Origin of the sequence: Desulfocicer vacuolatum DSM 3385 (assembly GCF_900176365.1) — a bacterium.
Taxonomy (GTDB): domain Bacteria; phylum Desulfobacterota; class Desulfobacteria; order Desulfobacterales; family Desulfobacteraceae; genus Desulfocicer; species Desulfocicer vacuolatum.
The window spans coordinates 51,390-73,522 of record NZ_FWXY01000008.1 but is presented as its reverse complement, the minus strand read 5'-3'; the positions used below and the strand labels follow the sequence as shown (position 1 = coordinate 73,522).

General features: G+C 46.2%; 17 protein-coding genes and 1 tRNA gene. 6 read left to right on the top strand and 12 right to left on the bottom strand.

Features of this window, described 5'->3' with window-relative positions; translation table 11 throughout:
* Positions 1-8 precede the first annotated feature (8 nt).
* The 5 genes from B9A32_RS09005 to mfd form a co-directional block, all read right to left on the bottom strand.
* Entirely contained in the window at positions 9-1,049 is a 1,041-nt protein-coding gene (locus B9A32_RS09005) for a GHMP family kinase ATP-binding protein (RefSeq protein ID WP_084068536.1), read from the bottom strand.
* 47 nt (positions 1,050-1,096) lie between these two features.
* Entirely contained in the window at positions 1,097-1,867 is a 771-nt protein-coding gene (recO, locus tag B9A32_RS09000) for a DNA repair protein RecO (protein WP_084068534.1), read from the bottom strand.
* The gene (gene mgtE, locus B9A32_RS08995) at positions 1,868-3,235 is read right to left on the bottom strand and encodes a magnesium transporter (protein ID WP_232367099.1); all 1,368 of its coding nucleotides are present in this window, start codon (positions 3,233-3,235) and stop codon (positions 1,868-1,870) included. It abuts the gene before it with no gap.
* Between the two features lie 86 nt (positions 3,236-3,321).
* A complete protein-coding gene (locus tag B9A32_RS08990) occupies positions 3,322-4,287 on the bottom strand; it encodes a SurA N-terminal domain-containing protein (protein WP_170923770.1) in 966 nt (321 codons plus the stop codon).
* Between the two features lie 156 nt (positions 4,288-4,443).
* Entirely contained in the window at positions 4,444-7,935 is a 3,492-nt protein-coding gene (mfd, locus tag B9A32_RS08985; protein WP_084068526.1) for a transcription-repair coupling factor, read from the bottom strand.
* A gap of 53 nt (positions 7,936-7,988) precedes the next feature.
* On the opposite strand from mfd, the gene B9A32_RS08980 reads away from it, so the two are divergent.
* Positions 7,989-8,064: transfer RNA gene (locus B9A32_RS08980), tRNA-Thr, on the top strand.
* Between the two features lie 115 nt (positions 8,065-8,179).
* Here B9A32_RS08980 and B9A32_RS08975 read toward each other — a convergent pair.
* From B9A32_RS08975 to B9A32_RS08960, 4 genes are all read right to left on the bottom strand, one after another.
* Entirely contained in the window at positions 8,180-9,673 is a 1,494-nt protein-coding gene (locus B9A32_RS08975; RefSeq protein ID WP_170923769.1) for an ABC transporter substrate-binding protein, read from the bottom strand.
* 799 nt (positions 9,674-10,472) lie between these two features.
* Positions 10,473-11,045, bottom strand: a complete 573-nt coding sequence (locus B9A32_RS08970; protein WP_084068521.1) for a DNA-3-methyladenine glycosylase I — start codon at positions 11,043-11,045, stop codon at positions 10,473-10,475.
* Between the two features lie 96 nt (positions 11,046-11,141).
* A complete protein-coding gene (locus B9A32_RS08965; protein WP_084068518.1) occupies positions 11,142-11,954 on the bottom strand; it encodes a DUF3786 domain-containing protein in 813 nt (270 codons plus the stop codon).
* Positions 11,955-12,170: 216 nt separating this feature from the next.
* Entirely contained in the window at positions 12,171-12,974 is an 804-nt protein-coding gene (locus B9A32_RS08960) for a DUF3786 domain-containing protein (protein WP_170923768.1), read from the bottom strand.
* Between the two features lie 289 nt (positions 12,975-13,263).
* Between B9A32_RS08960 and B9A32_RS08955 the strand changes: the two genes are divergently transcribed.
* Complete coding sequence (locus B9A32_RS08955) at positions 13,264-13,869, top strand: GatB/YqeY domain-containing protein (RefSeq protein ID WP_232367097.1); 606 nt, start codon at positions 13,264-13,266, stop codon at positions 13,867-13,869.
* A gap of 481 nt (positions 13,870-14,350) precedes the next feature.
* Here the strand turns inward: B9A32_RS08955 and B9A32_RS08950 are convergent, their stop codons facing one another.
* Both B9A32_RS08950 and B9A32_RS08945 read right to left on the bottom strand, forming a co-directional pair.
* Positions 14,351-15,019 (bottom strand): methyltransferase, encoded by a 669-nt coding sequence (locus B9A32_RS08950; protein ID WP_084068513.1) that lies wholly within the window; start codon positions 15,017-15,019, stop codon positions 14,351-14,353.
* Between the two features lie 62 nt (positions 15,020-15,081).
* The gene (locus tag B9A32_RS08945; protein WP_084068718.1) at positions 15,082-15,921 is read right to left on the bottom strand and encodes a DUF4405 domain-containing protein; all 840 of its coding nucleotides are present in this window, start codon (positions 15,919-15,921) and stop codon (positions 15,082-15,084) included.
* Between the two features lie 380 nt (positions 15,922-16,301).
* On the opposite strand from B9A32_RS08945, the gene B9A32_RS08940 reads away from it, so the two are divergent.
* Positions 16,302-16,835, top strand: coding sequence for a hypothetical protein (locus tag B9A32_RS08940; protein WP_084068510.1), 534 nt, complete (start codon positions 16,302-16,304; stop codon positions 16,833-16,835).
* 212 nt (positions 16,836-17,047) lie between these two features.
* Here B9A32_RS08940 and B9A32_RS08935 read toward each other — a convergent pair whose 3' ends face one another.
* Complete coding sequence (locus tag B9A32_RS08935) at positions 17,048-17,362, bottom strand: hypothetical protein (protein WP_084068507.1); 315 nt, start codon at positions 17,360-17,362, stop codon at positions 17,048-17,050.
* 341 nt (positions 17,363-17,703) lie between these two features.
* Between B9A32_RS08935 and B9A32_RS08925 the strand changes: the two genes are divergently transcribed.
* From B9A32_RS08925 to B9A32_RS08915, 3 genes are read left to right on the top strand one after another with little or no spacing between them, the layout of a single operon-like run.
* Positions 17,704-18,828, top strand: coding sequence for a thiamine ABC transporter substrate-binding protein (locus B9A32_RS08925; protein WP_084068502.1), 1,125 nt, complete (start codon positions 17,704-17,706; stop codon positions 18,826-18,828).
* Positions 18,828-20,465 carry an ABC transporter permease gene (locus B9A32_RS08920; protein WP_232367096.1) on the top strand — a complete coding sequence of 546 codons (1,638 nt, stop codon included), beginning with the start codon at positions 18,828-18,830 and terminating at the stop codon, positions 20,463-20,465. Before B9A32_RS08925 ends, B9A32_RS08920 begins: the two co-directional genes overlap by 1 nt.
* The gene (locus tag B9A32_RS08915) at positions 20,452-21,693 is read left to right on the top strand and encodes an ABC transporter ATP-binding protein (RefSeq protein WP_084068497.1); all 1,242 of its coding nucleotides are present in this window, start codon (positions 20,452-20,454) and stop codon (positions 21,691-21,693) included. Before B9A32_RS08920 ends, B9A32_RS08915 begins: the two co-directional genes overlap by 14 nt.
* Positions 21,694-22,133 lie beyond the last annotated feature (440 nt).

Here is a 22,133-nt window from a genome sequence, read left to right as displayed (position 1 = left end):
TATCGCCTTTAAATTATCATTATACCTTTGGGATCAACCGCTGCTTTTAACAGATGTGCCTGATCCTTGTTTCTCAGTATATGTTGCCATTGCGGTTTTAATTTATCCATGTCTGAAGCCGAACCAATGGCCCAGAGACATCCGCCGCCGCCAGCCCCGGTGAACCGGGCACCGCAGCCCATGGCCTCTGCTGCTTTGAACAGCTCCTGACCAGTGTCATCCAGCACATCCGGTGTCATGTCAAGGCGGATGTGGGTTTCCCGGTTCATCAACAGCGCTGCCCGATGAAAATCCTGCATTTTAACCGCATGGGAAAAGTCAGCGGTGATTTTTACAATTTGCTCCCATTTATCACGATTTTGCCCGGAAAGAAACTGATTTACCCACCTTTTGTTGATATCACTGGATACATGGGGAATGCCGCAATAGGCCATGGTAATATGTTTATTAAGGTTTGAAAGGGCTGGGTCATGGGGAAAAAGAGGTTCGCGGACAAAGGCAGGCGCTCCTTTTGCAACGGTCCAGTGCCATTGATTAACGCCACCAAAGGCGGCGGCCAGCTGATCCTGCTGACCACAGGGAACCCCTGCCACACTGGATTCTATGTGGTGGGCAACCGCTGCGGTGGAACCGGGTGCCACAGTGCGTTCCAGGGCGTGGGTAAAGGCTGCCACCATGGCAACTGCGGCGGCGGAGGAGCCCCCCAGGGCACTTCGCGGCGGAGATGATGAGTTAATGTGCACATGCACGCCATGGCCGTTGAAAAATCGAACCACGGCAAACATCAGTCCCATGGGATGATTAAAAGGCGCCTTTTCTGCCTCAAATTCCGCAGTGTCAAACCCCCGGGAGGATATTTTAATGTGACCGGTTTTCCAGGGGAAAAGGGTCACGGTGGTTCTAAGATCCAGGGCAATATTAAAGGTGCCGGGATTTAGATGGGTCAGGGGAAGAAAAAAGGTGCTGATATCCAGAGTGCCGCCAAGATCAATGCGGCAGGGTACGGAAACGGCGCTTTCTTTTTTTTCAAGTATGGGTTTAAAATTCATTTGACTCTCGTATTAGGGTTCCGGGTATCAGATCCGGTACTGGATGTTCAGTGTCTGAGCCGCCGGAGGACGACCAGACTCTTCATGTCCCGCCCGATGTGGCAGGGAATGAAGGCCTCCAGTAACCGCTGGCCTTCCACAATGGCCTCAGGAGAAAATTTAAGCCGTTCTGCCCGTCCAATATCACTGCCGTTGATCCAGAATAATTGTTTCAATGTTCCCTTGGACACGGTGATGCCGTGGCGGATGGAACCGGCACCGCAGGTATTGCAGATCAGTTGACCTTCTGCAAAATCAAAGGTGATGCGTCCCTGGGAAATGTTGTCTATGGGCGTTTCACAAATGCCGCAGCAGGAAAGGGTGGGATTGAAGCCCGAGATACTCATGAATCGTATCTGGAAAAGAAGACTCAGGGCCTGTACATCCATTTTCCCGCCATTTAATCCATCAAGAACATGTAACAGCAGGTCATAAAGTTCATGGTCTTGTTTTCCCTCCTCCATCCATGCATTTACCATCTCCAGCCAGTAACTGGCATACCCGGTATTTACGGCATTGGTGCGTATTCTGGCAAAGGCGGTTTTTATGTCCACATTGTTTAAAATGGGCAGCCGGTTTTTGCGCTTGGGCCAGGTGCAGTGAATTTTCATTACACTGAAGGGGTCCAGGGCACCGGCAAAACGTTTAACACTGAGTTTGGCGTTTTTGGCCATCACTGACAAACGCCCCATTCGTCGGGTAAAATAGGTGATGATGAGATCATGATCACCATATTCAGTACGCCGGATCAAAATGGCATCTGTGGAAAAAGGATCCATTTAAATCCCCAGCAAAATCGTTGCTATCATAAAGTAGCAGTAAACGCTGACAATATCCACCGATGTGGTGACAAAGGGGCCTGTGGCAACGGCGGGATCAATATTGGCTTTTTCAAAGAGCATGGGAACAAGGGAGCCCACCAGCGCCGCCACGGACATGGAGGAGATCACGGCAAGGCCCACGGAAAAGGCAAGCTGCAGGGAAAGGGGTTCATGATTAAAACGCACTTTGGCCACAATCCCGATGAAAAGCCCATAAACAATTCCCAGAATTACACCAATGGCAAGCTCTTTTCCCACCACGGAAAAAAGGTCTCCGGTGTCAATCTTTCCTGTGGCAATTCCCCGCACCACAATGGTGGAGGACTGGGTGCCGATGTTACCTCCCATGCCCATTATCACCGGGATAAAGGCGGCAAGATAGGCATACTGCTGAAGGCTTGCCTCAAAGTTGCCGATGATGAAAAAAGCGGCAAGCCCCCCCAGAAAGCTTGTAAAAAGCCATGGCAGTCGAATCCGGGTTCCCCTGAGCACTGTCTGGGTTTCAATGTAATCTTCACCCACACCGGCCATCTTCAAAATGTCACCGGTGGCTTCCTCACTTATGATATCAATGACGTCATCCACGGTGACAATACCCACAAGGCAGTTATCATCATCCACAACCGGGACGGCCAGGTAATCGTACCGGGCCACTAACTGTGCCACCTCTTCCCGATCGGTGTATGTTTTGACGGATACAATATCCCGGGTCATAAACTCCTTGAGGGGTTTTTCCGGGTGAACCACCACCAGCTGTCTCAGGGAACTTACCCCCACAAGTTTGCCATAAGTATCTATGACATAAACATAAAAGGGCATTTCCACATCAAGAAATTCATTTTGCAAGGCTTCAATGACATCCCGGGCCCCCATGTCTTCTTTCAGGGCAATGAAGTCCGGTACCATGATGCTTCCGGCGGTGTCTTCGCCGTAGCTCATGAGGTGTTCCACTTCCTGGGAATCTTCTTTGTTCATTTTCTCCAGGATGATATCAGCCGTGTCTTCATCCAGGTAACCCAGAAGTTCCGCAGCATCATCTGCGGCCATGTTTTCAAACACATCCACCACCTCTTCAACGGCCATGTGTTCCATGATTTCCAGAAAAACCGTTTCTTCCAGCTCGGAAAACAGAACCCCTTTTTGTTCAGGGTCTTTCATGAGGTTAAGCATTTGGATGCGATTATCACTGGAAAGATCTCGAAAAACCAGGGAAAGATCCGCAGCATGGGTTTTTTTGATTATATTTTGAAGGGATTTTGTTGCACCACGTCTTAACAGTCGCTTAACGCTTTCTGCAAGTATTTTGTGTCGCTCTTTTTGCATCATTAACCTCTTGTAAAACCGACTGTATTGTCAACTTCAGGGCCTTGATCATAGCAGGCTATTCGTCATAAATCGAAAAAATGCTCAGATTAGAGCATATTTTTAACGTATGATTTTTCCCTTAACTCTTTGAGCCAGGTTTTGAATTTTTTTTCCACAATATCATTGTATAGTTTTTTTGAAATTTCATCGGAAACTGATTCAATAGAACGGGGATTTCCATCTTCAACTTTTTCCACAAAAAACATCTGATATCCCAGATCGGTCTGGATAAATTCTGTGTGTTCACCGGCGGAAAGTCCTCTGACAGCATCTGCAATTTCTTTGGACAGTGCATCCAGACTGAGAAAGCCGATCTCCCCGCCATCTTGGGCATTGGGTGCCTGGGAATATTGCCGGGCCACTTGGCCAAAGGTCCGGCCCGATAGCAGGGCTGTGTTCACTTCATTAAATTTTTCCTGGACAAGGGCATCCACGGCCAGGGCTCCCTGGGAAATTAATATATTTCTAAGATATATTTTCTGGGTACCTGCATATATTTCAGGATGGGCGTCATAGTACGCTTTAATGTCTTCATCTGTGATGATCACCTTGGATTTAACACTGAAGTTTATCAATTTGGGGCGTAAAATCTCTTCCCGGATTTTTTTCCGATAGGCTTTAAATGTCAGGCCTTCCTGCTGCAGGGCTTTTTCAAGGTCCTCCTGGGTCATCATGCGGGATTTTTTGAGCTGGGCAACTGCATTGTCCACCTCTTTTTCGGAAACGGTGATTCCCAGTTTTTTCGCCTCCTGATCGGTGATTTTACGATCCACCAGATTATTGAGCATCTCCTGCCTCATGTTATACCGCATGGCATTCATTTGTTCCCGGGAATAACCGGAGGACGCCAGTTTTTCTTCATAGGGTTTAATGGCCTTGTTCAGGTCGGAAAGGGTAATAATATCATCGTTCACAACCGCAGCAACACGATCCACAATCTCGGCAGAGACCATGGATGAAGTCATACAAATAAAAAACAAACAATAATACACCAAAAGGTATCTCTTTATCATACGAGTTATAAACTCCATTTTACATGTGGATTGTGGATCTCAAACCGGGTATTTTAGTTTTGCCTGGAAAAAAAATGATTCTCGGATGGAAAACCATAAACAATATGTGTTAACACGGGCAACCGTCTGTTTCAAGATTTTTTTATGCGAGGAGCCTTAATTTACCCGGGCCGCAATGAGCTTTAAGATTTTTCGTGCCTCCACCAGGGCTTTGGTAATTTTTTTAATCCGGGTTCCCACAGTAATTTTCAACACATTTTCCGATGTGAATTTATGGGGCAGAGAAATCTGTGATACAGCCCCGGCCAGGCCTGAAGACTTCTTCTGGTGAAGATCTGAAAATACCATGGAGATGCCGGTGTTGGTGATATCCATTTTTTTAACCCCCGCCTTAATGCTGAGCACCCGTAACATGATTTTAAAGAGCATGTTCACCCCCTCTTCGGGCAACTTACCAAACCGGTCAATGAGTTCTTTTTGCATGGCCAGTACCTGGGCAGGCTCGGTCATCTGGGAGAGACGTCGATAAACGGTGAGGCGCTGCTCAATGGACTTGACATACTCATCTGAAATATGGGCAGACATGGCAATGTTGATTTCCGGTTCCAGGGATTCCACCACAGGGGTTCCCTTGAGGTCAGACACGGCCTCATCCAGAAGTTTTAAAAACATGTCATATCCCACCGCAGCAATGTGACCGGACTGTGCCCCCCCCAGGGCGGAGCCGGAGCCCCGGATCTGGAGGTCTTTCATGGCAATCTGAAAACCAGACCCAAGATCCCGATGTTCCATGAGGGCGGCCAGGCGTTTTTTTGCATCCCGGGTGAGGCGATTTTCGTCGGGGATAAACATGTATGCATAGGCCTGCTCATCCCCCCGGCCAATGCGGCCCCTGAGCTGATAGATCTGGGCCAGACCAAAGCGATCCGCCTTGTTTATAATCATGGTGTTGGCCGACGGGATGTCCAATCCAGATTCCACAATGGTGGTGCACACCAGAAGATCTATCTCTTTATTAATAAACTGGAGCATCACTTTTTCCAGATTGCTTTCCGAAAGCCTGCCGTGGGCCACGCCAAGTCTGAGCTGGGGAATTAATTTTTCCAGGTTTTCTGCAATTTTAAAAATGGTTTTAATCTCATTGTGTATGAAAAAAATTTGCCCTCCCCGGGCAATCTCCCGCTTGACAGCATCGGCAACAATGGAATCATCATATTCTGAAATGTAGGAAACAATGGGCTGGCGATCCTCAGGCGGCGTTGAGATCACGCTGATGTCCCGCATGCCGGTGAGTGACATGTGAAGGGTTCTTGGGATGGGGGTGGCTGTGAGGGCCAGCACATCAATGGTGGTTCTTCTTTTTTTCAGGGCCTCTTTATGTTTTACGCCAAAACGCTGCTCTTCATCAATGACCAAAAGTCCCATGGCCTTAAAGTGGACATCCTTCTGGAGCAGGCGATGGGTTCCAATGACCACATCGGTGCGGCCCTGTGCAAGGTTTGTCAGTATTTTGCGCTGTTCTGCTGCGGTGCGGAATCGAGACAGGGCTTCCACAGTCACCGGGTAGGCGGCAAATCGTTCCCTGAAAGTGTGAAGATGCTGCTCCGCCAGAATGGTGGTGGGCACCACCACGGCCACCTGTTTTCCGTCATTGACGGCTTTAAAGGTAGCCCTTATGGCCACTTCTGTTTTTCCATATCCCACATCTCCGCACACTAAACGGTCCATGGGAGTTTCATTTTCCATGTCTGTGAGAACATCATCAATGGCTTTGAGTTGATCCGGGGTTTCATCATAGGGAAAGGCGGCTTCAAAGTCATTGTAATAGGTATCAGAAGGGCTGAAGGCATGCCCTTTGTTTACGCGTCTTTCAGCATATATTTTTAAAAGCTCCCCGGCCATTTTTTCCACTTCTTTTTTGGCCTTGGCCCGGGCTTTTCCCCATGTCTTACCGCCGATTTTATCCAGGATTGGAGCGTAGCCCTCCACCCCCACATATTTTTCCACCATCTCCATGCGATCCACAGGTAGATACAGGCGGTCTTCATCCCGGTAGGAAATGAGGATGAAATCTCCGGAAATCCCTTCCATGGCAATGGTTCGCAAGCCTTCATACCGGCCCAGACCGTGCTCCACATGGACCACAATATCGCCTTCTTTAAGCTCTTCCGGGGTGATAAAATGGGTTTTTGCCCGGCGGGTACCGGGTTTTCTGATTCTTTTCTTGGCCCCGAAAATTTCTTGATCCGTGATAAGTGCCAAGCCTTCTTTGCTATGCACAAATCCGGAAGAAATATTGCCCACCACACAAAAGATACCGGGAGCCGGGCGGCGTTCATGGGGAAATTGCTCCAGGCGGGACGGAATAATGCCATAGGGCTGTAAAAGTGACACAATGCGGGTGGCCTGGACATCGCTTGTGCACACCATCATGGCTGCCATACCAAGATCTTGTTTTTCCTGGAGCCATTTTGCCAGGGGCAATAAAATATTTTCGTGGCGGTCTTCTCTTTTCAGCTCCGAGGACAGCATGGCATTGTTTTGGAATCCGGGATGCATCACCTGGACCCGGGGGGCTTTTGGGGAATTTTTTTGGATATCAAGGGCCTTAAGGGCCATGGTTTTTTTGTCGGAAATATGGGTTGTCACATCTTCCCAGGTCATATAGATGCTTTCCGGTGCCACACAGAGCCTGTTTTCATTCCGGGCCGTGTCAAAGTTATCTTGGGCGCTTTTTTCAAATTTATGGGCTGCCTGCTCAAGCACATCCGGTTCATCCATGACAAATAAGGCATCATTGCCGGCATAATCAAAAAAAGAATCCAATTGGGGATACACAATGGAGAGCATGCTTTCCATGCCGGGAAAGCGTCCTTCTTCCTTGGTGCGTTCCACATATTCTCTCATTTTAGCGGTGCCAATGTCCGATTCCGAGGCGGCCTGGCGCAATCGTCCCAGAACATGGGTAAGCTCTGTTCTCGCCACCACAGCTTCGTTGGCCGGGATGATGATGGCTTCTGTGAGTTCCCTGGTGCCCCTCTGGGAAATGGGGGAAAAAAAACGCAGGGATTCCACCATATCCCCCATGAGATCCAGGCGCAGGGGAAACTCATAGTTTGGGGAAAAAATATCCATGATTCCCCCACGCACAGAATAATCCCCGGGTTCTTCCACAAGAGAAGTGCGTTGATATCCTCCGGCATTGAGTCTTGCAATTAAAAGATCCCGGTCAATGTCTTCACCGTTGAGAATAAGCTCCTGGGCGTTGGCAATAATTGTTTTGGGGATCAATTTTTGCATGAGGGTATCCACACTGGTGATCACCAGGTGATGGGCCCGGCCTGAAATCAGATGAGTTAAAACTGCCAGACGTCTGGCAGCTGTGCCGCCATGGTAGGAGAGGGATTTAAAGGGCAGGATATGATACCCCGGAAAATAGAGAAGATCTGATGCCTTTTCCGGCACAAAAAAGGAAAGGTCTTCCATGAAACGCACAGCTTTTTTATGGTCAGGTAAAATTACCACAATATTTCTATCCATTTCTTGACACAGCTGTGACACCACAAAGCCCTTTTCAGACCCATTCATTCCTGTGAGTTCCAGGTTGACTTTTGAGTTTTTTATATTTTTAAAGATGGTATTTTTCATTTTTTTCTTGATTTTAGACGTCATAAGCATTAAAGGTACTCACACATTCAAATGCCGATGTAACTCAGTTGGTAGAGTAGCTGATTCGTAATCAGCAAGCCAGCAGTTCGACTCTGCTCATCGGCTCCAAAGATTTCAAGGGGTTACAGTGATTATGCTGTAACCCCTTTTTTTATTTTTAACCAAGTTTTTCCCATATCACCGCCATTGCCTGCCGGAATTCATGTTGTATCTTTTTGGGTTATTATTTCAAGAAACAGGTTTTTTCTGTGAACTGGGGATACAATGCCATGCTCGATTCAATGGGATGACCATAATCAAGCCAGGGTTTTCTGGCGTAGATTTGGAGCGTATACATCAGTGGCAGGGCTGCCATATCGTTTAGAATCTTTATTTGAGCCTGGCTCCAGAGATGAGATTGTCGTTCCAAATCAATTTCACATCGGGCATCTTCGATGAGTTTATCTATTTTGTTATAATAGGAAAAATTAGTACCTGTTTTTTCCCCCGCAGCGGGGATGAAGTGTGAATGGAAAAACTGGGACAGATATGCATCTGCATTGGGCCGCCATGCTACATAGAAAACAATGCCTTTGGGGTTTTTCTTATCTCTGATGCTTTTGTGCATATCCCGATGGGAGACGACTTTAACATGACAATTAATGCCAATCTGCGACAATTGCTGCTTTAAAATCATATAGTTGGTTTGAAAAAGGCGCTTTTCAGATGTCACCAGGTCCAGGGTGAATCCCTGGGAGTATCCTGCCTGGTCAAGCAGCTGTTTTGCCTTTTCCAAGTTTTGGACATAGTCCAGGCCCAATTCACGGACATTTGATTCCGAGAGCCCACCTGGCAAAAATACGGTGGGGACGGGAGAAAAAACAGGCCCTGAAATCAGTTTCGACGTTGCCTGGAGAAATATTTTCCGGTTCAGGGCATATGCAATGGCCTTGCGGACCCGGATGTCATCCATGGGTTTTACCTGGGTGTTTAAAAAAACGATTCCCATCTCCCCCACGCCGTGGGTGTCAATTTCTATTTCTTTTGAATTGTTTTTTATTGACTCAACCCACCCTTTTTTCCCGGAACCTGTGATAATGTCCAGTTCGCCGTTGCATAGAGCTGCTTCACGATCCTTTAATTCGGGCATGAGGTGAAAAGTGATTCCGTGAAGTTTCGGCGTCCCTCTGAAATAATCTTTATGGGCTGTCAGTTCCACTTTTTTGCCGGGCAGATATCTTTTGAAAGCAAAGGGACCAGTGCCCACCGGATGTTTTTTAAATTGATTATACCCCATGGTTGTTATTATTTTTTTGCTGACAATGAATCCGCCTCCGTAGTCTGTGAGTTTGGGAAGGAATAGAAGCGTGGATAAAGGAGGCTCAATGATAATTTTAATGGCGTATCGTCCGGTTTTTTTCACAGTCATGCCTGCATAATTGCTGGCATAGGCAGATTTTTTTATGTCTGCGGATTTATTCAGAGAGTAAACCACATCGTCGGCGGTCAGCTCATGGGAGGGGATATTGGGGGCGGCATGGAACATGACGCCTTTTTTGAGTAAAATCCGGCACACATATTTTCCATTGACCATGTGGAACGTCGGCATTTCCTTTGCCAGATCCGGTTCAATTTTTGGAACCTGTCCCGGTACATACCTTAAAAGGCCGTTAAATATGAGGTCTGCCATAATTCGGTCTTGGGAGGCTGTGGCCAGATGGGGATCAAAATTTCCCATTTGACTGATATGGTATCCGAAACGTAATATATTATCCGAAGGATTGGCGTTAATTCCAGGCGGTGATACACAAAAATATATGAAAAATAAGATAATTGTAACGCATAAGTGTTTGATCATGGATGCCATTCTTTGCATTTTCATTATGTGGTTAAAGCTTGAGATAGTGGTTGGAGTTTTTCCCAAAAGGTTAAATTAGTTAATTCGATTTGAGTTAATTATCCGCCAGTCATAAGTTCTTTCACTTGACACCATATAATGTGTTCTTTTTAAATTAAAAAATTTTCCATGTGGTATGAAAATGATAACTTCGGACTTATGGGTTAATTATAGTTGAGTATATTTTGATGCTAATCATATTTTTTTAGAAGTTAGAATTTGCTGTTCAATTCGGATTCAAGGTCCTTGCTTTGTGGAAAACATGCCTTTTGCGTATCAATTTAAAAGGCATATCAACATTAAAAATGATTGTAAACTCATTTTTAATAAACTCAACTTTCGGTATTCGCATTTCGTGGTGGGGTCTGGCTTTCGTTATTGACATTATCGAGGCTTTTTTCGTTGGCAAAAGCCTTGATCGATAACATCAATAACAAAAGCCTGATCCCGTCGGCACACTGAGCCCATCGGTGCATTTAAAAATGCCGGCTTTGAAATGAAGCCCGAAAGTTAAGTAATAAATATAGCAGACACTTTAATAAAACAGCACAGCGATATGGACGTTGGCATACATTCCCGCGTGAATAAAATTTGTAAATTTCATTTTCGTTATTTCAACTATTTTTTTATTCGATGTTATTCAAGCTTTGAAGTAGAGTTCTTTGTGTCTAAAACAATCCGTTGTGTGGTCGTTAACCATTCCAGTTGCCTGCATAAATGCATAACATATCGTTGGACCCACAAAATTGAATCCGCGTGTCTTTAAATCCTTACTCATCATTTCAGATGTTTTTGTTTTTACGGGAACTTCTGAAATAGACATCCATTGATTTTGTTTGGGAATGCCTTCAACATAGCGCCAAAGGTATGCGTCCAATGAGCCTGCTTCCTCCTGGATTTTAAGGACACCCCGTGCGTTCTTGATGGTTGACTCAATTTTTAATCTATTTCGTACAATCCCTGAATCAGCTAAAAGACGCTCTATGTTATTTTGAGAATAGTTGGCTATGGTCTCGAGATCAAAGTAATTAAACGCTTTTCTGTAATTTTCTCGTTTTTTTAAGATTGTTAACCAGTTCAGGCCAGCCTGTGCTCCTTCTAAAGTTAAAAATTCAAATAACAAACGGTCATCGTGAACAGGAACACCCCAATCATGATCATGATAAGCCATATATAGTGGGTCTCTACCACACCATGTACATCTTTTTTTCATTCTTAGTATTTCTCTGAAATTTTCAAAAAATTTTATTGCAAATGATGGTTTGATTTTTTACAAACAAGATACTTGTTGGGTTTGTAAAAAAAATTCTCACTGATTCTGAGCACCATGATGCAGGGCAATTTTTTCAAACATTAAAGCAATGCCTTCGTTAAGGGTGTAGTTGGACTCAATGTCAAGATTATCATCAGATGAGGCATCAAAATAGATGTGAAGGGCAGATTCAAGCCCTTCTTCTGGCTTCCAATAACAAATCATTATGGGAAAAAGCGGCAGAGGATGCAAAATAATTGAAATATCAGAATCAATATTACTGACAATTTTTTTCCCATCAAAAATTTCCAGCATATCTTTAAAAAGATCGGTGTATGTATCAGCCAGACGTTTCAGGGGCTTTTCACACCGTTGTTGAAAATGAGCATACCGGGAAGGCCCACCCTTTAACTCTCTGAATGTGATCCAGTTTCCCTGGGGAGATTTCCCTGATCCGTTCAAGATGTAATTCAATGCCGGTACCACCATATATGCATTGATGTGAACTTCAGATGACAGGTTGCCCCTGGTGTCAATACTGAATTTTTTACCAAAAATTTTTATGGTCAGCCTGTTGTCAGAAAATCGTGCACCCAGTCGTTGGGCTGCTTTGGAAAGATCAATCAAAGATATCTTTCTTTTTAGCATTTCAATGGCTTCTGCTTTATATTCATCAACGGTATTGGGCTTTTCAACAACCCCGCCATACTGCTCAAGCACTTTTTTATCCAGATGAGGACATGCATGTATCGGTTTTTTTTCCTTAAACACAGCCACGGCAAATGCCAGGCAGGTCTGTTCATTGCACTCTTTGCAGTTGGAACCATTGAGTAATTTATAAATTTCCATGGGATTGTTGATGTGTGACATTGAAGCGTGTTCCTTGTGTTAGATCTCACTTGATTGAATATTTTTTTTATATGAAATACTCCGTTAACCAGGGGAGTATTTCAAGCTTTGTTGTGGGCGGAGCGAGGTCAGAATGCGGTCCGCCCGTGGCGGTTATATGAAATACTCCACAAACAAAGGGGGGATTTCAAGTTTTTTTGTGGCAGAGCCGGATCAAAATAAGGACTGGCGTGGCGATTATGCATGGGTGATTGCCAGCTTTTCAAGCATATTTGCCAGCCCTGTGCTGAGGGTGTAAATGTTGGCACTTGGCAGATTTTTGTCAGCAGTACTGTCGAAAAAAAGGTTTAAATCCGACTCCATTTCTTCTTCGGGATTGTTGTAACAGATGAGCATGGGCAACAGCGGCAGCGGTTTGATGATCAGGGCAATGTCTGCTTCATAATGATTTTCAACGGGTTTGCCGTTGAAAATTTCAATGATATTTTCAAAAAAAGATGAGCTTGAATCTGCTATTTTTTTAAACCGCTTAACGCATTGGTGTTCAAAAAAATGGGCCCAATCCTTGGATGTTTCAAGCTCCCGAAAGGGCACCCATTTTTCGGTTAATGCAAGGCCCTTGCTTGACAAAATATAATTTAGCACAGGCGGAGCAATCCATCGGTTGACATGGATATCCGTGGAAATTTCACCCTTTATATCAACAGAGAAATCTTTTCCCAGAATTTTGATGGTTAACCGGTTATTGGAAAATTTTCCCCCCAGTATTTTTGCTCTGGATTTAAGATCCGTCTGTTTAATATTTTCTTTTAAACGGGCCATCACTTTTGCATAATCCCGGTCAGGGCCGGATTTTTTTTTATCATTTTTATTCCCATAGGCCTTAAGGATATCTTTACCAATGAAAGGACATTCACTTAAAGATCTCTGTCCTTGAAAGACTGCTGCTGCAAAGGCAAGACATGTGGGTTTGTTGCATTTGCGGCAATTGGTTTTTTCCAATAATTTGAAAACATCCATGGTATTATTAAATTTTGTCATATCAATGGATTCCTTTCTTTTGTTTGGATGTGTGCGTTTTTGGTAATAAAATAAAGGATTTATGGGTCTTGCCTGGGAGCGAATCATGCTCATTTTTGTCTATTTTTGAAAAAATGACAGGACCATTAAACGCTTCATTGGACATGATGTCAATAACAGGCTTATTTTGCCGTTTTATTAATACAACATTATGGCAGACTTTTTTTTACTGTGCTATGTTCTTTCAAATTTTTGAAGGTTTGTTGTGGGCGGATCGAAATCTAAATCGGGTATGCCCGTGGCAGTTTATATGAAATACTCCGTGAATCAGGGGTATTTTTCAAGCTTTGTTGTGGGTGGAACCGGATCGGAATACGGTCCCGCCCGTGGCGGTTATAAAAAAGGAAAAATAGAGCCAATGTCAGATATTATACCAGCCTATGGATGGAATGCTTCAATGGAAATATCCCTGTACGATAAAATCCGTCAGGATATGAAGCAGGCCATGATTCATAAAGACACCGATGTTCGGGACACCATGCGCCTTATCATAGGTGCTTACCCCAATCTTACCGTTTCCATGACCCTGGAAAGCGGGAAAAAAACCACCCGGGTGAAGACCCCTGATGAGATAACCGACGATGATATTTTGGATATTATCCGTAAATTTGCCAAATCTGAGAAAACAGTGCTTGAAATTAAAAAACAGAGTACGTCGGATTACCTGGAGCTTTTAAACACCTATCTTCCCCAGATGGCCACCCCTGCTGAAATTAAGCAGTGGATACAGGATAATGTCGATTTTTCCAAGTTCAAAAGCCCCATGCAGGCCATGGGGGCTGTCATGAAACATTTTGGGAAACAGGCTGACGGAAATTTGGTCAAAAAAGTTTTAAAGGATATCGGTAATTCCTGATCATAGCCTTAAGCTGTAAATGAGGAATGCTTTTCCTGTTTTTTTGAACTCACCATAGTCTGTTTTCTATTCAGAATGGCAAATGTTCATGGTCAATCACACATTGTGAGGTCTTTTAAAACCTTTGTTTTTTTATAAGAAATACTCTGTGAGTCAGGGGTGTATTTCAATTTTTGTTGTGGGTGGAACCGGATCAGAATACGGTCCGCCCGTGGCGATTATATGAAATAATCCGGAAATAAGGGAGCGTGTCTCGAACTTTGTTGTGGGCAGATCCAGATCAAAATACGGTCTGCCCATGGCTGTTATTTGGAAGAGATTATCGGATTGGAGTTGATACGTTTGGGATGATCATAAGCTGGGCCACCATACGTGAGACCAAACTTTATCAACCGAAAAATACTGTAATTAGAGATGTTAATTAGTTATACTGAAGGTTTCATTACAAAATGGCCCACGTTATGACCAAGCCCATACTATTTTATTCGTCACGGGATCGCGGATGCCCCATGAGCAGTCGATTTTTAGGGGTTATGGTATCGGGGATTTTAGCGGTGAAAATGTCATAGCCCCGGGACTGGAGTTTCATGGCCCGCACTGCATCCACAGCCAAAGTAGGTTCCATCCATGGGGTGAGATTGCCCGTGGGGCAGGTTTTAAGATTATGGCAGCAGGGCAACACCGCCAACCGGGCATTGCCCATAATCGCCTTGTCAATGATCACATCGGTCAGGCTGCCGCAGGCATGGGCCGACACCACCACATCATGGGAATAAATTGTTATGTCCTCAATGTCCATCTCCTTAAAATGGATTTTTCCCACCAGCCGGGGCCAGTCTGTCAGCAAGGTCTGGGAGAGTTTCCGTGCATTGTCCGGCAGTTTTCTGTCAATGCACAGGGCATGATCCGATGTGTTATCAAGGATAAGCATGATATGCCCCAGCAGGCCATGGCCGCAGGCAAGATCCACCACTCTTCCTCCTTTGTACCTTCGTCGCACCCGTCTGGCGGTTTCCCAGGCCTCATATAACTCTTTACGGGGCAGGGTACCTGCCCGGCATACGCTCCTTGCGATTTTGTCAAACAGGGTTTCTTTGGTAAATAATGCCTGGTGCCGGGGCATCAGTCGGTTTTTGCTGGAATGCTTCATCTATTTGATTTGCCTTGATCTGCTTTGGAGAGAATCTCTTTTACCCGGCCCACCACACCTTGCTACTTTTTCATAAAAAGTCCATTAAGGGCTTCAAAAACAGTCATGGGTTCCATGCCATTGTTTTTAGCAATTTCTTTGACGGTGTGCTCTGCTGTTGCATGGATGCTTTTTTTTTTCAATTCCCGGATAACGGTGGGAATTGCCAGGTGATACCGGCTGCATACAGCCGCAAGGGTCATGTTTCCGAATCCCGGGGGTGGGGAATCAGGAAAGGCGGGGTTGACATCTGTTCTTTCTTGCTTCAGAGCCGGCTTAATAACGTCATACACCTGCATGGGGGTGATGTTATTGGCTCTGGCAATGGCGGCAAGGGTTTCTTCTGGACCTGTAACGGACAAACCGGCATCCGTGAGCAGTTGCAGACTTTTATTCAGATCCAGATCCTGTTTTTTGGAAAACAGTTTTAAAGAGGATAACTCTGCATGGCCATAGGGGGGCTCACCATACTTCACGGCTCCCTTGTCCTTGATGGCTTCACCCACATAAATAATGACGCTCATGGGCGGAATTTCATAATAGGTGCCAATGGCGGTGAACAGGGTGACGGCCAGGGCCACGTTAAATGAAGGGGTAAACACCTTCATCTGTTTTGCTTTGTTTTTAAGATAGGCTGTGACGGGTTTCCAATTGTAGTAAATGTGGAGCAAACCGGCCATGAGCATGAGAACACCCAGGTTAATGTGCAAATTTCCCCACTGGGTCTTGGACAGGCCCAAAAGATGCCAGTCAGCCCAGTAGGCCACTCTTCCTTGGGGAACAATATACAAAATAACAGAAGTAACGATCAGCAGCACAAAGCTGATGAGCAGGGTTAATGATGTGATTTTTCTGATGTTCATATGGCCTCCCAGATCGGTTAACGAATGTAAATACATTTAGCAAAATCCCTTGATTTGAGCAAAGTCTTTTTTTATATGAAACACGTCGCAAATCAAGGATGTATGTAAACTTCGTTGTGGGTGGAACCGGGTCAGAATAAAGTCCGCCCGTGGCGGTTTATATGAAATACTCCGCAAATCAGGGGTGTATTTCAAGCTTTGTTGTGGGCGGAGCCGGATCAGAATACGGTCTGCCCGTGGCGGTTATATGAATAACAATGGGATTAATTCCATCCTTGACAGGATCCCGCTGCTTATCTACAGTTGAACGCTGTTATAGCTTTTGGATATAGATCTTATTCTGTGTTCCTGATTTGTAACGGAAGGATGCTTAATTTATCATGACCAGTCAAACAACATGCATTCCCTGGCACAATGAGAAAGAGTGGCAGGAGATAACGCTTTTTTTTGATACCGTCAAAAGGGTTCACGCCACAGCCCTTGATCCGGTTGTTCAACATGCAAGGCAGATTTCAGAACTATTTGAAAGTCTGTCCCGGCCCATGGATGATCTGTGCACTGTCACCTGCATCAATTGTGAGGATATTTGCTGTCAAAAAGCCACCATCTGGTATGATTTCAAGGATCTTTTATACCTTTATTTTGCCTTTGGCAGATTGCCCGCAGGACAGATTGCCAAGCACAAAGATCCCACCGGGCACCTTCAATGTCATAAGCTTTTACCCACCGGGTGTCTTCTGTCCCGGCTGGAGCGGCCTTTTGTATGTACCTGGTATCTTTGTCCGGCCCAAAAACAGATTTTCATGTCGGGGAATGGTGTAAACGGGAAGCATTTCATGGAAAAATTAAATCAGATAAAACGATTGAGAAATGAGATGGAATCTAAATTTTGCCGTCTGTCGGCAGGGGTATAATGTTTTTTATAGAGTCGGATTAGAATACGGTCTGCCCGTGGCAGTTATGTGAAAAGGTCGCCTTCAAGTTTGCCTCGGAAGAGCCTCCCCCCCGAGGGGTAATAGGAACCGGCCAATCAAGCTGTCTACAGTTCCGGTCCGGAACCATTACCCCTCGGGGGGGCGGCATAATACCATTTTCTATATTCGTTGTGTCTGCCAGGACATGCCCGTTATTTGGAAATAATGTCTGATTCCAGTTTCCCGGCAATGTCAAGGGCATTGTTTAACGCATCATTGATATTGAACAACTGAATTTTTAAGGTTTTCAAAGAAGCCGGGGTGGTTGCAATGGTGGTTGCACTGGACAGAACCTTGGACAGTTCCTTTGATTTTTCAGAAAAGCCAATGAGTTTTTCACTGAATTCGTCGATCTCAGCTGCCCATTTCTGCCGCTCGTCCTGGGAAAATTCCATGGGAGCGTTTCCGGTGCCGTTGATCAGGTCATCTATTTGATAATCTTCTGGGTTGGCTATGATTTCGTACATGGTGTTCTCCTTGCCCGGGGGCATTTATAGTACATGGCTGTTAACAACTCCACTCAATAACGTTTCGATTTTATTCGTTTATATGGGTTAAGTCAAGAGCAAATACCTGCTATGTAAATTCTCATTTTGGAATTGTCGTATCAAAATAACAATGGGGTTATAATGTTTGAAAATGGGGAATATCCCTTGACTTGCCACGGGTTTGGTTTTAGTTTGAATACCAAATGCCTGCCTGATCTGGAGAATGCCGGTGTAGGGATAAGGCGTAATGACGATCCATTGAATTTGTTCCCGCCTGTTCCGGAACGGTCAATGGTTTTTTTTTGCAAAGGAGATAAAAAATGAAAATACGTTTTGGCGTTTTTTTCTTAGTGTTAAGTGTGTGTGTCATGTGCGGCTGTTCCCGGGACAGTGAAAAAAAAGAAACCACATCATCCCCGTCACCATCTGCTGCGTCAGCGCAATCAGAAACAGAGGTAAAGACACCGGAACCCCGGGAGATAAAAGAGATCACCCTCATGACACATGACAGTTTCAGTGTCAGCGCTGAGGTCATTGCCCTTTTTGAAAAAGAACACAATGCCAAGGTGATATTCTTAAAGGCAGGAGATGCAGGAGAGGCTCTGAACAAGGCTATTTTATCCAGAAACAACCCACTTGCCGATGTTTTTTACGGCATTGACAATACCTTTTTAAGCCGGGCCCTGGCTGCGGACATGTTCATGCCCCACCCATCGGTTCATCTTTCCCATGTGGATGACGCCCTTAAGCTTGACCCCTCACAAGGGCTTTTGCCCGTTGATTTCGGAGATGTGTGTATCAATTACGACAGGCAGTGGTTTCAAAACCATGACATGCTGCCCCCCACCATGCTGGAAGATTTGATAAAACCCCGGTACAAGGGATTGCTGGTCATTGAAAATCCGGCCACCTCATCCCCGGGCCTTGCCTTTCTTTTGGCCACCGTCAGCCGTTTTGGAGAAGATGGATATCTTGAATTCTGGAAACAGCTTAAGGCAAATGATGTGTTGATCACCAGCGGCTGGAAAGAGGCCTATTGGGGAAAATTTTCCGCAGCTTCCGACGGTGACCGTCCCCTGGTGGTGAGTTACGCTTCAAGCCCTGCGGCAGAAGTGTTTTATGCCAAGGAAAAACCGGCCCAGAGCCCCACAGGCGTGGTCATTGGCCATGGATCTGCCTTTCGTCAGATTGAATTTGCCGGTATCCTCAAGGGCACAAAGCAGGAATCCCTTGCCCGGGCCTTGCTGGATTTTCTGCTTTCCCCGTCGTTTCAGGCAGATATTCCTTTGCAGATGTTTGTATTTCCTGCCAATAAAAAAGCATCTTTACCCCAGGTTTTTCAGGAACACGCCGCCATTACAAAGGAACCTGCCACCCTTTCACCCGGACGCATTCAATCCCATAGAGATCTTTGGCTCAGCCAATGGACGGAGTTGATGCTGTAATGAAAAAAGGCGTTATCCTTTCCCCCGGGGTGTTGGCCGGGGTGATTCCTTTGGTGTTTTTATCTTTGTTCTATTTTTACCCCTTGGCCGGCATTTTTTTTAAGAGTTTTTTCAGCCAGGGGGGATTATCGTTGTCAAGTTCCGGATATGTGGTTCAATCAAAACGCATGGCAGGCATTGTGTGGTTCACCCTGTGGCAGGCAGGGGTTTCCACGGCATTGACGCTTGTCATTGCGCTTCCCTGCGCCTATGTCATGGCCACTTTTCATTTCAGGTGGAAAAAAGTGTTCATGACCCTTGCCACCATCCCCTTTGTTTTGCCCACCATTGTTGTGGCTGCCGCCTTCCAGGCCCTGGCCGGAGAGAAAGGGATTCTGGGAAACATGGCCCCGGACCAGTGCCTTGTCATGATTTTTGTGGCTCACATGTTTTATAATTTTTCCGTGGTGTTGCGTATCACTGTGGGATTCTGGTCCGCCATTGGTCCCCAGATGAAGGAGGCCGGTGCCATGCTGGGGGCAAGGCCTGTGCAGATTTTTTTCAAAATAACACTGCCTCTTTTAAAACCGGCAATTTTTGCCGCCTCGTTTCTGGTTTTCATCTTCTGTTTTTCCAGTTTTGGGGTGATCCTTATTCTGGGGGGACCGGGATTTTCCACCATTGAAGTGGAGATTTACCGCCAGGCCGCCCACCTGTTTAACCTGCCCGTGGCTGCAATGCTCTCTTTGCTTCAGATTGTGATCACCTTTGCCCTGATGTGGATTTATACGAGCCTGCAAAAACGCCTTGTTCAATTTTCTCCGGAAACCGAGACGTTGTCTGCCCGTCCTCCGTGGGGTTTGATGGAAAAAAGCATGGTGGCGGGATGTGTGGGATTTATTATCTGTTTTTGTCTGTGTCCCATGCTGGCCCTGGTTATCAAATCTTTGTGGTATGAGGGGAGCCTCTCCTTTATTTTTTATCGCTCCCTTTTTTATAATGTGTCCGGCTCCATATTTTATGTGCCGCCTGTGAGAGCCATGGGAAACTCTTTGATGTTTGCCACGGCCACCCTGGCCATGGCCCTGGCGGTGGGGGGATGTGCAGCCATGGTGATCCATGGGGCCAGGGGGCGTTTTGCCCGTTTTCTTGACCCGTTGTTCATGCTGCCCCTGTCCACCTCTGCTGTGACGCTGGGATTTGGGATGATTATTACCCTGGACACCCCGCCGTTGAACCTTCGGACATCTCCTTTCCTGGTGCCGGTGGTGCATACCCTGGTGGCCTTTCCCTTTGTGGTGAGATCGGTATTGCCGGCCCTGCGATCCATCCCCCATGCCCTGAGGGAAGCGGCAGGCATGCTGGGGGCCTCACCCGGAAAGGTCTGGGTCCATGTGGATCTGCCCATCATTGCACGGGCCCTCACCGTGGGGGCTGTATTTGCCTTTACCGTCAGTCTTGGCGAATTTGGTGCCACCCTGTTCACGGCCCGGCCCGAGTATGCCACCATTCCTGTGGCCATTTACCGTTTTCTGGGCCAGCCCGGAGCCACCAATTATGGTCAGGCCATGGCGGTGTCTTCCCTTTTAATGCTGGTTACAGCCACAGGTTTCATGGTCATTGAAAAACTCAGACCCCGGGGTCATGAAGGGTTTTAAAAAATTGAGAGTTGAAATGAAAGAATTGTCGTTACAAAATATTTCAAGCTGCATGGGGGGCGAGACCATCCTCCATTCGGTGACCCTGTCCATGGACCGGGGGGAACGCCTTTGCCTTTTAGGTCCTTCGGGATGTGGCAAGACAACGCTGTTGCGCATTGTGGCAGGCCTTGACGCCTCCCATGGGGGTAAGGTGCTGTTCCGGGGCAGGAACATCAAGCCGCTTCCTTCCCATGAACGCAATTTTGGCATGATGTTCCAGGATTTCGCCTTGTTTCCCCATAGAAATGTATTTCAAAACATTGCCTTTGGACTGGAAATGAAAAAGAAAACAAAGGGGGAAATTGAACATCGAGTGGCGGAAATGCTGGAGCTGGTGGGATTGCCCATGCATGGAAAACGGCGCATCTCAGAGCTGTCCGGCGGTGAACGCCAGCGGGTGGCCCTGGCCAGAACCCTGGCTCCGGCACCTGAGTTGATCATGCTGGATGAACCTTTGGCCGCCCTTGACAGGCTGCTCCGGGAGCGTCTGTTGTCTGATCTTTGCACCATATTGGATAAAACCCGCATAACCACCATTCTTGTTACCCATGATCAACAAGAGGCGTTTGCCGTTGCCCATCGCATCTGCGTCATGGATCGGGGCCGGGTGGAGCAGGTGGATTCTCCGGTGGCACTTTACAACCATCCTGCCGGCCGGACAGTGGCTGATTTTCTTGGTTTTCAAAACATTGTTAACAAGGGTATCTCCTTTACGGACAAAGGGGAGGTGTGCATTGACCATGAACAAGGCAGATCCTTTTTTTCCATGCCTGCCATGGAAAGGGCGGGCCATAAAGATAATGCATCTCTTTTATTTTTGCCCGATGGAGGCACCCTTGTTCCATTCAATGGCCATGATCAATCACAGGAAAAATTTTTAAATAACAGCAATCATAGACCCCGGGGGGGGGTAATATCTGCAAAGCAACGCTCTACGGATACATGCACCAATGAAAATGGTCAAAATAAGATAAAAAAAAATGTTGAAGCTGAGAAGATAAAAAACAGAATTTTCGGAACTCTTGAAGATGTTTTTTTTCAGGGAAGTGTGGTGAAAATTCGAATTAAGACACTGTTTGGGCGTTGGTTTTCCTTTGATGTTCCGGCCCGGGGCAGGCTTCCTGAAAGGGGAGAAACGGTGGAGCTCGCCATAGATCCTGAAAGCATCCGGGTGATAAGAGGGTAGTTAAGGTGATTTTTTTATATGAAAACGCCGGTACTGGGTACTGGGTGCCGGGCATTAGGGAGTCAGCAGTTTTAAGTTTACCGTTTATCCAATGTGTCACCCACAAAATATGGTGGTCTGAATTTTGTAAATGGTAAATCAATAAGATCTGCCTCCCTTAGGTGCTGGATGTTCACAGCCAACCTCAGCAGAGCCGCCCCTCCGATGGGTAATAGGAACCGGACAATTGTGCTGTCTACAGTTCCGGTCCGGGGGGCCCATTGCCCATCCGGGGGGCGGCGGTATAATACCATTTGGCTCCGCGTCTACGCCCCACTATTCGTTGTGTCCTCCAGGACATGCACGTTTATATAAAACACTCCATTAACCAGGGGAGTATTTCTAACTTTGTTGTGGGCGGAACGAGGTCAGAATGCGCTCCGCCCGTGGCGGTTATAAGG

What these genes read in the sequence shown, in the direction of transcription:
- B9A32_RS09005 (WP_084068536.1), bottom strand. Translation starts at nt 1,049, where the DNA reads ATGAATTTTAAACCCATACTTGAAAAAAAAGAAAGCGCCGTTTCCGTA.
- recO (WP_084068534.1), bottom strand. Translation starts at nt 1,867, where the DNA reads ATGGATCCTTTTTCCACAGATGCCATTTTGATCCGGCGTACTGAATAT.
- mgtE (WP_232367099.1), bottom strand. Translation starts at nt 3,235, where the DNA reads ATGATGCAAAAAGAGCGACACAAAATACTTGCAGAAAGCGTTAAGCGA.
- B9A32_RS08990 (WP_170923770.1), bottom strand. Translation starts at nt 4,287, where the DNA reads ATGATAAAGAGATACCTTTTGGTGTATTATTGTTTGTTTTTTATTTGT.
- mfd (WP_084068526.1), bottom strand. Translation starts at nt 7,935, where the DNA reads ATGAAAAATACCATCTTTAAAAATATAAAAAACTCAAAAGTCAACCTG.
- B9A32_RS08975 (WP_170923769.1), bottom strand. Translation starts at nt 9,673, where the DNA reads ATGGGAAATTTTGATCCCCATCTGGCCACAGCCTCCCAAGACCGAATT.
- B9A32_RS08970 (WP_084068521.1), bottom strand. Translation starts at nt 11,045, where the DNA reads ATGAAAAAAAGATGTACATGGTGTGGTAGAGACCCACTATATATGGCT.
- B9A32_RS08965 (WP_084068518.1), bottom strand. Translation starts at nt 11,954, where the DNA reads ATGTCACACATCAACAATCCCATGGAAATTTATAAATTACTCAATGGT.
- B9A32_RS08960 (WP_170923768.1), bottom strand. Translation starts at nt 12,974, where the DNA reads ATGACAAAATTTAATAATACCATGGATGTTTTCAAATTATTGGAAAAA.
- B9A32_RS08955 (WP_232367097.1), top strand. Translation starts at nt 13,264, where the DNA reads ATGAAATACTCCGTGAATCAGGGGTATTTTTCAAGCTTTGTTGTGGGT.
- B9A32_RS08950 (WP_084068513.1), bottom strand. Translation starts at nt 15,019, where the DNA reads ATGAAGCATTCCAGCAAAAACCGACTGATGCCCCGGCACCAGGCATTA.
- B9A32_RS08945 (WP_084068718.1), bottom strand. Translation starts at nt 15,921, where the DNA reads ATGAACATCAGAAAAATCACATCATTAACCCTGCTCATCAGCTTTGTG.
- B9A32_RS08940 (WP_084068510.1), top strand. Translation starts at nt 16,302, where the DNA reads ATGACCAGTCAAACAACATGCATTCCCTGGCACAATGAGAAAGAGTGG.
- B9A32_RS08935 (WP_084068507.1), bottom strand. Translation starts at nt 17,362, where the DNA reads ATGTACGAAATCATAGCCAACCCAGAAGATTATCAAATAGATGACCTG.
- B9A32_RS08925 (WP_084068502.1), top strand. Translation starts at nt 17,704, where the DNA reads ATGAAAATACGTTTTGGCGTTTTTTTCTTAGTGTTAAGTGTGTGTGTC.
- B9A32_RS08920 (WP_232367096.1), top strand. Translation starts at nt 18,828, where the DNA reads ATGAAAAAAGGCGTTATCCTTTCCCCCGGGGTGTTGGCCGGGGTGATT.
- B9A32_RS08915 (WP_084068497.1), top strand. Translation starts at nt 20,452, where the DNA reads ATGAAGGGTTTTAAAAAATTGAGAGTTGAAATGAAAGAATTGTCGTTA.